Below are 14,517 nucleotides of genomic sequence, written 5' to 3'. Positions count from 1 at the left end.
CTTTTCTTGGTGACGGTGCGTCTCAGCCTTGGCGTTGAAGAAGGAAGCGGGATCCCCGCCTACGCGGGGATGACGAGGTTGGTTGATCAGCGAGATTGCAATCCGATCAAAGCGTCGTGAAGATCGCCCCGAAATCCTTGCCGCCATTGCCGGCCTCAACAAAAGCCTCGTAGATCTTCGTCGCATGCTCGCCCATCGGCACGGTCGCGCCCGAAGTCTCCGCCCCCGCCATCGCAAGGCGCAGATCCTTCAGCATCAGCGCCGAGGCGAAACCGCCCGCATAGCCATTGTCCGCCGGACTGGTCGCGCCGACGCCGGGCATCGGCGTATAGTCGTTGAGCGACCAGCAATAGCCGGTGGCCTTCGAGCTGATCTCATAGAACGTCTGCGGATCGAGGCCCGCCTTCTCGGCCAGCGCCAGCGCCTCGCACGTGCCGATCATGTGGATCGCCAGCAGCATGTTGTTGCACATCTTGGCAACCTGCCCTGCCCCGGTGTCGCCCGCATGGATCACCGCCTTGGCCATCGGCTCCAGCACGCCCTTCGCGCGATCGAACACCGCATCGCTGCCGCCGACCATGAACGTCAGCGTGCCGCCATTGGCCGCCGCGATCCCGCCGGAGACGGGCGCGTCTACCATCTCGTACCCTTCGCCATGCGCCAGTTCGACCACTTCGCGCGCGGTGGCGAGATCGATGGTCGAACAGTCGAGGAACAGCGCACCCTTGGGCGCCTTGCCGAAGACTTCCTGCGTGTAGACGGCGCGGACAATCCCGCCATTCGGCAGCATGGTGACGACGGCGTCGACACCCTCAACCGCGTCGGGAACCGTCTCGAACACCGCGCAGCCTTGCTCCGCCGCGCGGGCAAGCGCATCGCCGGAAAGGTCAAAGGCGTTCACGGAGTGCCCGGCCTTGACGAGATTGGCAGCCATGCCGCCGCCCATGTTGCCGAGACCGATGAAGGCGATTTTCATGACATTCTCTCCCAATCTCACAGGCACAAGCCCGTCATCCCAGCGAAAGCTGGGATCGCTGTCGCTTTACGCTAGGTCAGTTGCATAGCCGGGCAGCCATAAGTCGTGCCCGGCCCACAACGATCCCAGCTTTCGCTGGGATGACGCCAATGGATATTACCGGCCCTTCCAGACGCCCGGGCGTTTCTCGACGAAAGCGGCCATGCCTTCAGCCTTGTCCTCGGTGGCGGTCAGCACCTGGAACATGCGGCGCTCCATGATGAGGCCGGTGTCCAGCGTCGTCTCGAACGCCAGGTTGACCATTTCCTTGTTCATCATCGCGGCCAGCGGCGGCATGCCGGCAATGGCCCCGGCGGCCTTCAGAGCCTCATCAAGAAGCTGATCGAGCGGCACCACGCGGCTGACGAGGCCCGAACGCTCTGCTTCGGCAGCGTCCATCATGCGGCCGGTCAGGCACATGTCCATCGCCTTCGACTTGCCGACCGCGCGGGCCAGTCGCTGCGATCCGCCCATGCCCGGCGCCACGCCCAGCTTGATTTCCGGCTGGCCGAACTTGGCATTTTCAGAGGCGATGATGAAGTCCGCCATCATCGCCAGTTCGCAGCCGCCGCCCAGCGCGAAGCCGTTCACGGCCGCGATCCAGGGCTTGCGGGTGGTCTTGACGATCTGCGCCGTCCAGCCGGCGAAGAAGTCCTGCGCGTAGAATTCGGCGCTGGCCTTCTCGACCATTTCCTTGATGTCGGCGCCGGCAGCGAATGCCTTCTCGCCCGATCCGGTCAACACCGCGCAACCCTGCGTCTTGTCCGCCTCGAACGCGGCGAAAGCTTCGATCAGTTCGGCCAGAACCTTCGAATTCAGCGCATTCAGCGCCTGCGGCCGGTTCAGCGTGATGAGAGTGACGTTGCCCTTCTTCTCGACCAGAATCGTCTCGTAGCTCATCAGTTTTCCTTCAGGTGTTCGCTTCGATGTTGGCGATCAGCGCGGCCAGATGGGCCGGGCTGGCGTGTTCGTGCGCCTCGTCGGCGGAGGTCAGCGTGTTGTCGTAAGGGATCGGCTCGTCGAACTGGTCGGCCGCCAGATCCCAGAACCGGCCGTCCACCCGGTTGTAGAAATGCGTACCGCCCTTGGTGGCCGTCTTGAAGATGTCCCCGCCGAAGTAATGCTGCACCGCCAGCGCCGTTACCGCGCACTGGTTGCGGCACGGGTTCGTCGGATCGAACGGGTCGGGAATGCTGTCGGGGCCCCAGGATTTCTTGACGACGTGGTAGAGATCGATCGGCGTCGCAAACGTCAAATCGGCCTCCATTCTTCCTCGGGCGGCAGCGGCGCAAAGATCGCGTCGAGCATCTCCGGGGTCACGCCCTCCGGTTCGGCCGGCTTCCACTTCGGCGCATGGTCCTTGTCGACGATCACTGCGCGCACGCCCTCGGCAAAGTCCGGCAGGACCAGCACGCGGCTGCCGATGCGGTATTCCATGGCCATGTTCTGCGCGAAAGTGCCCAGCGTCAGCGAAGTGGCAAGCTGCCGCAGCGAGACCTTGCAGGCCTGCGGGCTCTTGGTGCGCAAGGTGGCGAGTTCGCGCACGGCCCACTCGCTCTCGTCGCCTTCCAGCGAGGCCAGCACCTGCTCCAGCGTATCGAACGCGAAGTGCTTGCGGATCTGCGCATCGTGCGCGGCGATCTTCGGCTCCGGCGGCGTTACCGACAGCGCGGTGAGCACAGCGCCGATGTCATGCCCGGCGGCGATGCGGCGCTTGGCTTCGGGCAGGTCCTCGCTCTGCAGGTAATGGGTGGCAAGCCCGGCCCAGAGGCATTCGGCCCCATCCAGCCGCGCGCCGGTCAGCGCCAGGAACTGACCCAGCCGCCCTTCCAGGCGCGAGAGGTACCAGCCGCCGCCCACGTCCGGGAACAGGCCGATGCCGGTCTCGGGCATGGCGAAGCGGGTGTTCTCCGTCGCCACGCGGTAATGCGCGGGCTGCGAGATGCCGACGCCGCCCCCCATGGTGATACCGTCCATGAAAGCGACAACGGGCTTGGGATATTCGAACAGCTGATGGTTCAGCCGATACTCGGCAAAGAAGAACCGGCGGCCGGAATGGCCGTCATCCTCCAAGGCCGAACGGCGCAGCAGGTTGATGTCCCCGCCGGAGCAGAAACCGCGCCCCTCGCTATGCTCGATCCACACGGCCTTCACGCCGGGATCGTCGGCCCATTCGGAGAGCGAATCGCTCATCGACTCGCACATGCCCAAAGTCAGCGCGTGAATCGCCTTGGGGCGGTTCAGCGCGATCACGCCGGCAATGCCTTCGCGGGACGTAAGCAGTTCTTCTGTCAGCAAATCGGTGGTCATGGTCGTCCCCGTAAAGGCTTACTTGAGGAGGTCACGCCCGATGATCATGCGCATGACCTCGTTGGTGCCTTCAAGGATACGATGGACGCGCAAGTCGCGCCAGAACCGCTCGATGGGATAATCCTTCAGATAGCCGTATCCACCGAACATCTGGAGCGCCCTGTCGACCACGGAGGAGCCGGTATCGCTGGCCATCATCTTGGCCATCGCGGCAAAGCGCGTCTTGTCCGGCGCGCCAGCGGTCACTTTCGCGGCGGCGAGGTAGAGCAGCGCGCGGGCGGCTTCCAGTTCGGCGGCCATGTCGGCCAGGCGGAACTGGGTGTTCTGGAATTCGGCGATCGGCTGATCGAACTGCTTGCGATCCTTCACATAGGCAATCGCTTCGTCGAGGCAGCGCTGTGCACCGCCCAGCGAGCAAGCGCCGATGTTCAGACGGCCGCCGTCGAGGCCCGCCATCGCGAATTTGAAACCGTCCCCTTCCGCGCCCACGCGGTTCTCGACCGGAATGCGCGCGTCCTCGAAGATCACCTGCGCGGTGGGCGAGGCGTTCCAGCCCAGCTTCTTTTCCGGTGCGCCGAAGGAAACGCCGGCCGTGTCCTTGTCCACCACGAAACAGGAAACCCCGCGCGACTTGTGCTCGCCCGTGCGGGCCATCACCACGTAGACATCGTTCACGCCGCCGCCGGAGATGAACTGCTTGGTGCCGTTGAGCACGTAGTGATCGCCGTCCAGCCGCGCCGTCGCCTTCAACGCCGCCGCGTCGGAACCCGAACCGGGTTCGGTCAGGCAGTAGGAGCCGATCTTCTCCATCGTCACCAGATCGGGCAGGTACCGATCCTTCAACTGCTGGTCGCCGAACTTGTCGATCATCCAGGCGACCATGTTGTGGATCGAGATATAGGCGCTGGTCGCCGGGCAGCCGTAAGACATGGCCTCCATGATCAGCGCCGCATCCAGACGGCCCAGGCCGATGCCGCCGTTCTCTTCCGAAACGTAGATCGCGCCGAAGCCCAGTTCGCCCGCCGCCTTCCACACGTCGACCGGATAGTGGTGCTTCTCATCCCACTCGGCCGCGAAGGGCGTGATGCGGTCGGCAGTGAACTTGCGCGCCGTTTCCTGGATCGCGAGTTGGTCTTCGGTGAGGCCAAACTGTTCGGTCATAGTATCCTGCTGCTGTCTGGTGGCGCCTCTAGGGGCACTTCTTGTATGTGAGCGTTCCCGGCGCCGCATCCGCCCCGGTGTCCTTGCGGACCAGCGTCTTGCCGCCGTCGGGGCTGGAGAGCGCAACGTCAAGGTTCCAGCTCTGCCCTTCGCCCGAAAAAGCAAAATCGGCGTCTATCGCCTTGTCGGAGGCCGACTTGATGGTGCCCAGCGAGGCGACGGCTTCATAGAACGTTAGCCGCTTGGCATCGACGGTCAGCAGCCCCTTGGCATCGCCGGCGGTGCTGGTGCAGTCCGCATCGACCATGCCCCAGCGGCCGCGCAGGCCCTCCGGAATTTCGGTCGGCAACGGGGCCGGAACGGCTTGTGACGCCGCGTCCGCCACCGGGCTCTCGCTCGTCGCAGTCGCTTCGGGCTGCGGCTGCTTGTGGCAGGCCGCAAGGCCCAGAGCGAGCGCGACGGTGAGGGAAAGCGGGGCAGCTACGGTCCTGATATTCATCACGAAACGTCCTTTTGCACTTCAGGCATTCAACGAAGAACGCCCTGGGCAGCCCCGCTGTTCCTGCAACGCTATATCACCCCATGGTCGGAATGATGAAGGCGCTGTCGCCCGCGCCGCCATCCGGCCAACGCTGGGTCACGGTCTTCACCTTGGTCCAGAAGCGGACGCCTTCCATGCCGTACTGGTTGTGATCGCCGAACGCCGAACGCTTCCAGCCGCCGAAGCTGTGGTAGGCGACCGGCACCGGGATCGGCACGTTCACGCCGACCATGCCGACCTGAACGCGGTTCACGAACTCACGCGCGGCGTGGCCGTTGCGCGTGAAGATGGCGACGCCGTTGCCGTACTGGTGCCTGGTGGGAAGCTCCACCGCTTCCTCGAACGTCTTCGCGCGAACGATCTGCAGCACCGGGCCGAAGATCTCTTCCTTGTAGGCGCTCATCTCCGGCGTCACGTGGTCGAACAGCGACGGGCCGACGAAGAAGCCTTCCTCATAGCCCTGCAGCGAGAAGCCGCGACCATCCACGACCAGTTCCGCGCCCTCGTCGACGCCGGTCTGGATCCAGTTCTCGATCTTCTGCTTGTGCACGGCGGTGACGACCGGGCCGTACTGCGCCTCGGGATCGTTCGACACGCCGACCTTCAGCTTGTCGATCGCGGCGATCAGCTTTTCGCGCAGGATGTCGGCAGTCTCGTCACCCACCGGAACGGCGACCGGCAGCGCCATGCAGCGCTCGCCCGCCGAACCATAGGCGGCGCCCATGATGTCGTTGACGGCCTGGTCCATGTCCGCATCGGGCATGACGATCGCGTGGTTCTTCGCGCCGCCCATCGCCTGCACGCGCTTGCCGGCGGCAACGCCGCGCGAATAGACGTAGTGCGCGATGTCGGACGATCCGACGAAGCTGACGGCGGCGATGCCCGGATGGTCGAGGATCGCGTCCACCATCACCTTGTCGCCATGGACCACCTGCAGCACGCCTTCGGGGGCGCCGGCTTCCAGGAACAGTTCGGCCAGACGGTTCGGCACCGAGGGATCGCGTTCCGACGGCTTGAGGATGAAGGTGTTGCCCACCGCCACGGCGGGGGCGAACATCCACATCGGGATCATCGCCGGGAAGTTGAACGGGGTGATGCCCGCGCCCACGCCCAGCGGCGCGCGCAGCGAATAGACGTCGATGCCGGGGCCCGCGCCCTGCGTGTATTCGCCCTTCAGCATGTGCGGGATGGCGCAGCAGAATTCCACCACCTCAAGCCCGCGCTGAATGTCGCCCTTGGCGTCGTCCACCACCTTGCCATGCTCGCTCGCCAGCAGTTCGGCGAGGCTTTGCATGTTCTGTTCGATCAGTTCCTTGAACTTGAACAGCACGCGGGCGCGGCGCTGCGGGTTCATCGCCGCCCATTTGGGCTGCACGGCCTGCGCCGTGGCGACCGCACGGTCCAGCAGAGCGGCATCGCCCAGCGGCACTTGCGCCTGCACCACGCCGGTGCTGGGGTTGAAGACATCGCCGAGACGCGCGGACGGACTGCCGGGTCCGCCGACTACGAAGTGGTCAATCAGGCGCATTCCTCATCCTTTCGAAATTCTGTCTTCGGGCACAGGCGCGCCCCTTGGAAGGTTAGGTGGTCCCGGCTCGATTTGCAGGCAAGCTGAAAATACGCCATCGATAACTGCACATTTGCAGCCCGAAGGGTGATTTCCCGCAGTGACGATGCCTTACCGATGCCGACCATAGACTGGAGCGACTACCAGGCCTTCCTCGCCATCGCCCGGGCGGGGCAACTCGCCGCTGCGGCGCGCGCGCTGGGCGTGGACCCCACCACGATGGGGCGCCGCCTGCGCAGGCTGGAAGCCGCACTGGGCACCCGCCTGTTCGAACAGACCCGCAGCGGGCAGGACCTGACCGAAGCGGGTGAGGCTCTGCTCGCGTCGGTGGAATCCATGGCCAGCGCCGCAGGGCGGATCAGCGAGCGGGCAGACCAGAGCGACGGACTGTCGGGAACCTTGCGCATCAGCACATCGGAAGGGTTCGGCTGCTGGTTCCTCGCCCGCCACTTGCCCGAATTCCAGTCCGCCCATCCGCGTCTTGCCATCGACCTTGTCGCGTCCAGCGGCTTCCTCAGCCCCGGCCGGCGCGAGGCGGACGTGGCCGTCATGCTCTCGCGCCCGCGCACCGGGCCGTTGGTGGCGCACAAACTGTCCGACTACACGCTCGCGCTCTATGGCAGCCTCGATTATCTGGAGCGGCACGGTACGCCGCAACGCCCGGCGGACCTGCTCGAAGGCCACGGCTTGGTCGGCTATATCCCGGACCTGATCTACGCGCCCGAGTTGCGCTATCTGGACGAGATCCACGGCGGCCTGCGCGCCACGATCCGCTCCCCCAGCATCACCGCGCAGCAGAGCCTGATCGCCAGCGGCGCCGGGCTTGGCGTGCTGCCCTGCTTCATGGCCGATGGCGATCCGCAGCTGGTGCCCGTGCTGCCCGAAAAGCGCATCCTGCGCAGCTTCTGGTTCGTCACGCACCAAGACATCCGCAAGCTCCCCCGCGTAGTGGCGTTCCGGCAGTGGCTTGACGAAACCGTCAGGCGCATGGAGGGAGTTCTCACGCCATGACTGGCAATATTCAGGGACAGCACGCACAGTGACCACGACGACCATCGATCCGGCCGAATTCCGCAAGGTTCTGGGCAGCTATCCCACCGGAGTCTGCGTGATCACCGCGCTGGACGAAGACCGCCCGGCGGGCATGGTGGTGGGATCGTTCACCTCCGTCTCGCTCGATCCGCCGCTGGTGGGCTTCTTCCCCGACCGCCGCTCCACCTCGTGGCCGCTGATCGAGAAGGCGGGCCACTTCTGCGTGAACGTGCTGGCCAGCGATCAGGCGAACGTCGCCCGCGCGGTCACTGCCAAGGGCGCGGAGAAGTTCGTGGGCGTGGAATATACCGTGTCCGCGCACAACCTGCCGATCATCGCCAACTCGATCGCGGCGATCGAATGCCGCCTCTATTCGGTGACCGAAGCGGGCGATCACTGGTTCGTGCTGGGCGAAGTGCTGCGCATGGAAACCGTGCGCGAAGACGATCCGATGCTGTTCCACAAGGGGCGCTACGGCGGTTTTGCAGAGCGGATGTGACGCGATGATGCAGGACTTTCGCATCGACCTGCCGGGCGGAACGCTCGCCGGCGTGCGGCGCGAAGGGACTGGCCAGGATGCCGGCACGCCGCTGGTGCTGGCCCACGGCTTCGGCGGGTCATGGCAGGACTGGGACGCGGTGATCGCCGCGTTGCCCCCGGAACGGCCGCTGATCGCCTACGACGCGCGCGGCTTCGGCGCCTCCACGGCAGAGCCCGGCGTGCCGTTCTCCCACGCCGACGATCTCCTAGCCCTGCTCGACGCGCTGGAAATTGAGCGCGCAGACCTTTGCGGTCTTTCAATGGGAGGCGGCAACGTTCTGCACTTCGCGCTCGACCATCCGGACCACGTGCGACGGCTCATTCTGGTGAGCCCGCTGATGCTGGGCTGGTCATGGACAAGCGACTGGATAGACCGCTGGAAAGCCATGGGCCGTGCCGCCCGCGCCGGAAACATGGCGGCCGCGCGCGAACTCTGGTGGCACCATCCCCTGTTCGACAGCACACGCGAAATTCCGCAAGCGGCGGCGCATCTCAAGGCGTCGATCGAAGCGTTCCCCGGCCGCCAATGGGCGCAGGACGACCAGCGCGCAGAGTTGCCCGAAGTGGACCGCCTGACCGACCTTTCCGTACCGACGCTGCTGTTGACGGGTGAGCGCGACACCGAGGACTTTCGCCTGATTGCCGAACTCATTGCCGGCGCCGGACAGAACGTGGCGCGCATCGACCATGCCGGGGCCGGGCATCTGCTCAACCTCGAAATTCCCGAAGTGCTGGCGGGAGAGATTGCGGCGTTTCTGGGCTAATCCCGCCCCCCTTTCCTTGACGCGCCAAGCCATCCTCCAACCGATTGATCCCAATCACCGTCATCCCCGCGAAGGCGGGGATCCCGCTTTTCTTGCGGCACACGAGAGGTTGCAGAAGGAAAGCGGGGCCCCCGCCCTCGCACAGGACGACGATGGGGAGGATGATACGCGGACTTCAGGCGTGGACATATCGCCGCCTGGCAGTCAGGTTCAGCCCTCACGACTTACCGTCCTACTGGTTGGAGATTTCGCGTTGAACGCCTTTGCACATGGCACCGTCCACGAAGCAGGCGAAGACCTGCAAACCGCGTTGCGCGCGGACCCGGACGTCCTGCAGCTATGGGAAAACCTGACGCCGCTCGGTCGGAACGAGTTCATCTGCTGGGTGGATGATGCGAAGCAGGCGAAAACCCGTCAGCGCCGGATCGAGCGGACTTGCGAGGAACTGGTCGAGGGCAAGAAGCGCCCCTGCTGTTGGCCCGGCTGCATTCACCGCACCGACAAGGCGCCGAGCAAGTGGCAGCAGGCCGTGTTAATCGAGAAGCAGAAGAAGGCGCGGTGAGCTGGCGGTAGCGTGGCGCCGGGCTCCCATCCTTCGACAAGCTCAGGATGAGCGGTGTGTGTTGGAGGGCGGGAGCGATCAAAGCAGGGGCCGAAACAATCCCCGGCCCCTGCTTTCAGATCAGAACTTGCCCGAGATCGAGGCGCCGATCACGCGCGGTTCGTTGAACACCGCGGCCATGTAGTTCTCGATCACGCCCTTCAGGTTCTTCTCGTTGGTGATGTTGCGGGCGAAGGCCGCGATCTCGTACTGGCCGCCGGGGGCCGAGTAGCCGATCTTCAGGCCGCCCTCGAAGTCACCCTTCGAATAGAACTCCTTGGTCTTGTAGAGCACGAAGTTGGTGTAGCCCTGGAACATCCAGTCGGTCGCCGCGAACAGCGATCCGCCATTACCCAGCGGCACGTCGTAGCGGGCGGTGACGTTGGCGGTGTACTTCGGCGCGTTGGGCAGCGGGTTGCCGTCGATCTGCGCGAAGACGCCCTTGCCCGCCACCGTGATCGTCGGATCTTCCACCGTGCAGACCACTACGCCGTTCAGCGCGCAGACCTGGGCGTAGACGTTCTTGTCCTTGATCTCGGTATGCAGCAGGCTGAGGCCGGCGGTCAGCGTCAGGTTCGGAACCGGGCGCGCTTCCAGTTCGGCTTCCATGCCGTAGGCCTGCGCCTTGTCGGCATTGAACAGCACGCCGTTGCCATCGGCGTCGTTGCCGTTCAGCTGAATGTCCTTCACCCGATAGGCGAAGCCCGAGAGGTTGAAGCGTACCTTGTTGTCGAACAACTGCGTCTTGATGCCGGCTTCGCCCGACAGGATCGTTTCCGAATCCGCCGTGGTGAAGTCGGAGTTGAACACGGCAGAGCGGCCCTGAATGGTGGGCCCACGGAAGCCGGTGGCGACGCGCGCATAGACGCTGACGTCCGGGTTCACCTTGTAGTTCAGGCTGACGTCCCAGCTGGGCTTCTCATCCGACAGGCGCACATTGTAGCGGCCCTTGTAGGTCACCGCGCCGGCGGCAGTGTCGGCGGTCTTGATCAGGCGGGTCTTCTTGGTGTCGTTGGTATAGCGCGCGCCGGCGGTCAGCGTCAGGCCGTCCACCAGTTCATAGCTGGCCTGGCCGAAGAACGCCCAGCTGGTGTTGACGTTGCGCAGGCGCACCCAGTTGTTCGGGTTGTTGGCCGGCGGCGTCAGGAAATAGGCGCGCTGGTAGAAGTCGGTGATGTCGCGCGAATCGAACCACATTGCGCCGACCTGCCACTTGAAGCGGGTATCACCATTGCTGGCGAGGCGCAGTTCCTCGCTCAGCTGGTCCAGATCGCGCACGTTGCCCTGCGACTGGCCATAGCCGTTGGGCACGCCGTTAACCGGGAAGTCCGCCGCCGCACCGCCGTCGGTATCGCCACGGCTGTAGCCGGAGGTCGTTTCCCATGCGGTGATCGAGGTCAGCGTGACCGGACCGAAGTCCATCGCGACGCGGTTGGACGCGCCGTAGGTGTCATAGGCCTGCGGGTTGTTGTGCGCCTCGTCCAGCGCAACCTCGTCGCGCGGCGTGTCCGAAACGTCGTTCGAACCTTTGGTGAAGGCACCGCGATGGAAGATCGTGGAGGTGCCGTCGTACTTGCGGGCGTGGAAGCTGGTCAGCATCGAGAAACCGCTGCCCGCCGGTTCCAGCAGCAGCTGCACGCGTGCGTCGCGTTCCTCGAAACCGCCCATCGCATCCTTCTTGGGCGAGACGGTGCCGTCGGCGCTGGGGCCATCATAGGTGTTGTCCACCCAGTCGTCGCGGCGCTGGTAGAGCGCGGAGACGCGGATCGCCAGCAAGTCCTGGATGATCGGGCCGCCCACGCCGCCGTCGAACGAGACGGTGTTGTACGAACCGTAGCTGGCGCTGGCGCGGCCGGTCCAGTGATCGGTGTTCGGCTTGATCGTGTCGAACTTGATGATGCCCGCCGTGGTGTTGCGGCCGAACAGCGAACCCTGCGGGCCGCGCAGCACTTCCACCTGGTCCATGTCGAAGACCGGGTTGGACTTCAGCACCACATGCTCCAGCACGACATCGTCCTGGATGATCGAGACCGGCTGCGAGGCGCCAAGGTAGAAGTCGATATTGCCAAGGCCGCGAATGTAGAAGCGCGGGAAGATGCGGCCCGTGGTGGTTTCGGCGTAAAGGCCGGGCACGCGGCCGGCCAGCGAGAGAATGTCATCGCCCGCCGCCTGGAAATTGCGCAGCTGATCGCCCGAAAGCACGCCGACCGAAACCGGCACGTCCTGCAGGTTTTCACGGCGACGCTCGGCCGTTACGACGATCTCTCCCAGGCCTTCGCTGGCTGCAGGTGCCGCATCGGTCGCATCCTGCGCCAGGGCGGCATCGGCAAAGCCGAGCGATGCCAGCGCGGAGCCAAGAAGAAGGGCGGGTCGAAGGCAGGAAATGTGTCGCACGGGGGGAGTCCCTTATGGGTTGAGCCGAACGGGCAGCTAGAAACGCGCTGTTACATTTCCGTTACAAGAACTTCACACGCCAGTCCGGGCAACATTCAGGGCGATGATTTCCAATTCAGCGATGCAATTGGGCAACGCTTTTCACATCCATGATGGATTGAATGGGCAATTGGCGGGTTCGCAACAAATGCGTTGCCAACCCGCCGGTAATTCAGAACTTGTAGTTAATCTCCAGCCCGTACGTGCGCGGTTCGCCCACGGCGGCGGCGTTGTGGCCCAGCGCGGCGGCCAGCGTCATGCCGCCGACGAAATAGGCCTTGTCCGTCAGGTTCTTGGCGAAGAGCGCGGCAGAGAAGTTGGAGCCCATGATCTTGTTCCAGTCCAGCCGGCCGTTCACCAGCACATAGCCCGGCAGCTTGGTCCCCGGCGCAATCGAATCCGCCGCGTTGGAGAAATACTGCGCGGTCTGGCCATAGAGATCACCGCGCAGGGAAACCTCGCCGGCATCCTCCCCCACCGGCAGGAACACTTGCGCATAGGCGGTGCCGGAGAACTTCGGCGTGTCCCCCACCGGCCCGTAGGAATAGGGCGTGCCGAACAGTTCGATATTGCCATCGGTAAACGTGGCGTTGGTATAGGCCGCCGAACCGCCGATCTCCAGCCAGTCCGCCGGGCGCAAGTTGCCCTGCGCCTCGAAGCCCCAGATGCGTTCGGACGGCACGTTGGCGGTCACCGCGATCGAGGCGAGCCCGCCCGGACCGTCCGGATCGGGGAATTCCACGCGCTGCACGTCCTGCACCCACTGGATGAACACGGCGCTGGCGAAGTTGGCGGCGCGGCCGGCAATTTCGCCTGAGAACTTCACGCCGCCCTCGATATCCTGCGTATGCTCTGAACCGAACAGGTTGCCGCCCTCGGTCGCGGTGGCGTTGACCGGCGGCGCGGCGCCGTTGAACCCGCCCGAGCGGAACGAGCCGCGCGTCTTGAGATAGGCGAACCACTCCGGCGTGACCTTGTATTCCAGCCCCACTTCCCACGACGGGTCGGAGAAGGTCTTCTGCTGGTCCGGCGCGCCATAAGTGTAGGTCGCGGCCGGAAGCTGCGCGATCGAAACGCGCTCCCAGGTGTAACGCAGCCCGCCGGTCAGCTTCAAATCGGGCACCACCTCGTAGGAGACCTGCCCGTAGACGGCGTTGGTCCGGTTGCGCGTGCGGAAGTTGTTGGTGACGTAGCTGGGCGGAATGATCGGCGACACGTCGAAATAGGTCTGCGGCCAGAGCGTATCGCTGCGCTGGTTCTGGAAGTAATAGCCGAAGATATAGTCCAGCTTGCCGTCCATCGTATTGCCGACCAGCTGCAATTCCTCGGACACGGAGCGGACCTTGAGCTGGTTGCCGTATTCGCCCGCCGGCGCATTGGCAGTGAGGATCGTGACGAAGGGCGCGCCCAGCTGTGGCTGTTCGGACCGGGTCTTCGAATCGGACCAGCCGAAGATGTTGCGCAGCGTCATGTCGTCGCTGATTTCGAACTCGGTGGTGTTGGTGACGAACCAGTCCTTGCCGTGGTGGCTGGCCCCGCCCGGGTGGCGCGTCTTGTAAGGCCCGATGCGGCGCTGTTCGTTCACGTAATCGACCAGGCCCGGGGCATAGGCATCCGGATGGGCGGCGAGGTAGGCGGCCCAGGAGCCTGCGCCGGTGATCGCATCCAGCCCCGGCCCGAACAGCGATCCCGCCCCGCAGGTGAGCGCATAGCCGTTGTTGGTCTGGCCGCAGGAATAGACGCTGTAGGTGTACGAGGCGCCGGTATTGGTGCCGCGCGTGTTGGTATATTGCAGCATCGTGGTGTTGCTGATCGTGTCGGTGGGCTTCACCGTCAGCGTCACGCGGCCGCTGTCGCGGCGGATATCCCCCAGCCGTTCATCGTTCAGCAGGTTGCGGATATAGCCGTCCTTGCGGATCACGTCGAAGGCGCCGCGCAGCAGGATCCTGTCCGCCAACACGGGGACGTTCAGCATCCCCTCGCCTTCCCACATGTCGTAATTGCCGACGCGGCCGGTCAGCGCCGCCTCCAGCTTGTCGCTGGGCTTGGCCGAATTGTAGAGCACCGCGCCGCCGGTGGCATTGCGGCCGAACAGCGTGCCCTGCGGCCCCTTCAGCACCTGCACGTTCTCAAGATCGTAGAACGAGGAGGCGCTGTTGATCGTCAGCGGCACTTCGTTGAGGTAGGCGATCACCGCCGAGGGTGAGCCCGAGAAGGTGTCCGCCGACTGTCCACGGATCGAGTACGTCAGCGAGTTGTTGCCCTGCGTCTGGCGGATCGTCAGGCCCGGGGCGATGCGTTGCAGGTCGGAATCGGTCTTTACCCCCCGCTCGACCAGATCGGTGGCGTTGAGAGCGGTGATCGCCGCCGGCACGGTGGACAGGCTTTCATCCCGTCGCCGCGCGGTGACGACGATATCGCCTTCATGGATGGTAACGCCGCCCGATGGCGCGGCGTCCTGCGCCTGAGCGCCGTTCGCGCCCGACAGCACGGTGCCGGCCGCCAGCGCGGCCTTCAGCCAGTTCCTCATGTTCCCTCTCCTCCCCGGAAGTG

General features: G+C 64.8%; 13 protein-coding genes. 4 read left to right on the top strand and 9 right to left on the bottom strand.

Features of this window, described 5'->3' with window-relative positions; genetic code table 11:
* Nucleotides 1–106 precede the first annotated feature (106 nt).
* The 7 genes from mmsB to WBP06_RS04595 form a co-directional block, all read right to left on the bottom strand.
* Nucleotides 107–976: a 3-hydroxyisobutyrate dehydrogenase gene (gene mmsB / locus WBP06_RS04625; RefSeq protein WP_395332325.1), complete on the bottom strand. Its 870-nt coding sequence runs from the start codon at nucleotides 974–976 to the stop codon at nucleotides 107–109.
* Nucleotides 977–1,132: 156 nt separating this feature from the next.
* A complete protein-coding gene (locus tag WBP06_RS04620) occupies nucleotides 1,133–1,915 on the bottom strand; it encodes an enoyl-CoA hydratase-related protein (protein WP_395332323.1) in 783 nt (260 codons plus the stop codon).
* 10 nt (nucleotides 1,916–1,925) lie between these two features.
* On the bottom strand, nucleotides 1,926–2,270 hold the full coding sequence (locus WBP06_RS04615) for a hypothetical protein (RefSeq protein WP_395332321.1): 345 nt from the start codon (nucleotides 2,268–2,270) through the stop codon (nucleotides 1,926–1,928).
* Nucleotides 2,267–3,325, bottom strand: a complete 1,059-nt coding sequence (locus WBP06_RS04610; RefSeq protein ID WP_395332319.1) for an enoyl-CoA hydratase/isomerase family protein — start codon at nucleotides 3,323–3,325, stop codon at nucleotides 2,267–2,269. The genes WBP06_RS04615 and WBP06_RS04610 overlap by 4 nt, the downstream gene beginning before the upstream one ends.
* Before the next feature lie 18 nt (nucleotides 3,326–3,343).
* Nucleotides 3,344–4,486, bottom strand: a complete 1,143-nt coding sequence (locus tag WBP06_RS04605; RefSeq protein WP_395332317.1) for an acyl-CoA dehydrogenase family protein — start codon at nucleotides 4,484–4,486, stop codon at nucleotides 3,344–3,346.
* A 28-nt stretch (nucleotides 4,487–4,514) separates the two neighbouring features.
* Nucleotides 4,515–4,985, bottom strand: coding sequence for a hypothetical protein (locus WBP06_RS04600; protein ID WP_395332315.1), 471 nt, complete (start codon nucleotides 4,983–4,985; stop codon nucleotides 4,515–4,517).
* Between the two features lie 76 nt (nucleotides 4,986–5,061).
* The gene (locus tag WBP06_RS04595) at nucleotides 5,062–6,555 is read right to left on the bottom strand and encodes a CoA-acylating methylmalonate-semialdehyde dehydrogenase (RefSeq protein ID WP_395332313.1); all 1,494 of its coding nucleotides are present in this window, start codon (nucleotides 6,553–6,555) and stop codon (nucleotides 5,062–5,064) included.
* A gap of 156 nt (nucleotides 6,556–6,711) precedes the next feature.
* On the opposite strand from WBP06_RS04595, the gene WBP06_RS04590 reads away from it, so the two are divergent.
* The 4 genes from WBP06_RS04590 to WBP06_RS04575 all read left to right on the top strand — a co-directional run bounded on the left by WBP06_RS04590 (nucleotide 6,712) and on the right by WBP06_RS04575 (nucleotide 9,492).
* Complete coding sequence (locus WBP06_RS04590) at nucleotides 6,712–7,605, top strand: LysR family transcriptional regulator (RefSeq protein WP_395332310.1); 894 nt, start codon at nucleotides 6,712–6,714, stop codon at nucleotides 7,603–7,605.
* Between the two features lie 28 nt (nucleotides 7,606–7,633).
* A complete protein-coding gene (locus tag WBP06_RS04585; protein WP_395332307.1) occupies nucleotides 7,634–8,125 on the top strand; it encodes a flavin reductase family protein in 492 nt (163 codons plus the stop codon).
* Nucleotides 8,126–8,129: 4 nt separating this feature from the next.
* Entirely contained in the window at nucleotides 8,130–8,930 is an 801-nt protein-coding gene (locus tag WBP06_RS04580; protein ID WP_395332305.1) for an alpha/beta fold hydrolase, read from the top strand.
* Nucleotides 8,931–9,183: 253 nt separating this feature from the next.
* Nucleotides 9,184–9,492 carry a YdeI/OmpD-associated family protein gene (locus WBP06_RS04575; RefSeq protein WP_395332302.1) on the top strand — a complete coding sequence of 103 codons (309 nt, stop codon included), beginning with the start codon at nucleotides 9,184–9,186 and terminating at the stop codon, nucleotides 9,490–9,492.
* A gap of 120 nt (nucleotides 9,493–9,612) precedes the next feature.
* Here the strand turns inward: WBP06_RS04575 and WBP06_RS04570 are convergent, their stop codons facing one another.
* Together WBP06_RS04570 and WBP06_RS04565 are read right to left on the bottom strand one after the other, a co-directional pair.
* Nucleotides 9,613–11,925, bottom strand: a complete 2,313-nt coding sequence (locus tag WBP06_RS04570; protein WP_395332300.1) for a TonB-dependent receptor — start codon at nucleotides 11,923–11,925, stop codon at nucleotides 9,613–9,615.
* Between the two features lie 211 nt (nucleotides 11,926–12,136).
* Nucleotides 12,137–14,494, bottom strand: coding sequence for a TonB-dependent receptor (locus WBP06_RS04565; RefSeq protein WP_395332298.1), 2,358 nt, complete (start codon nucleotides 14,492–14,494; stop codon nucleotides 12,137–12,139).
* Between the last annotated feature and the right edge of the window lie 23 nt (nucleotides 14,495–14,517).

This window comes from Novosphingobium mississippiense, assembly GCF_044029535.1.
Classification (GTDB): domain Bacteria; phylum Pseudomonadota; class Alphaproteobacteria; order Sphingomonadales; family Sphingomonadaceae; genus Novosphingobium.
The sequence above is the reverse complement of the archived record's forward strand: the minus strand, read 5'-3'. Positions and strand labels throughout refer to the sequence as shown.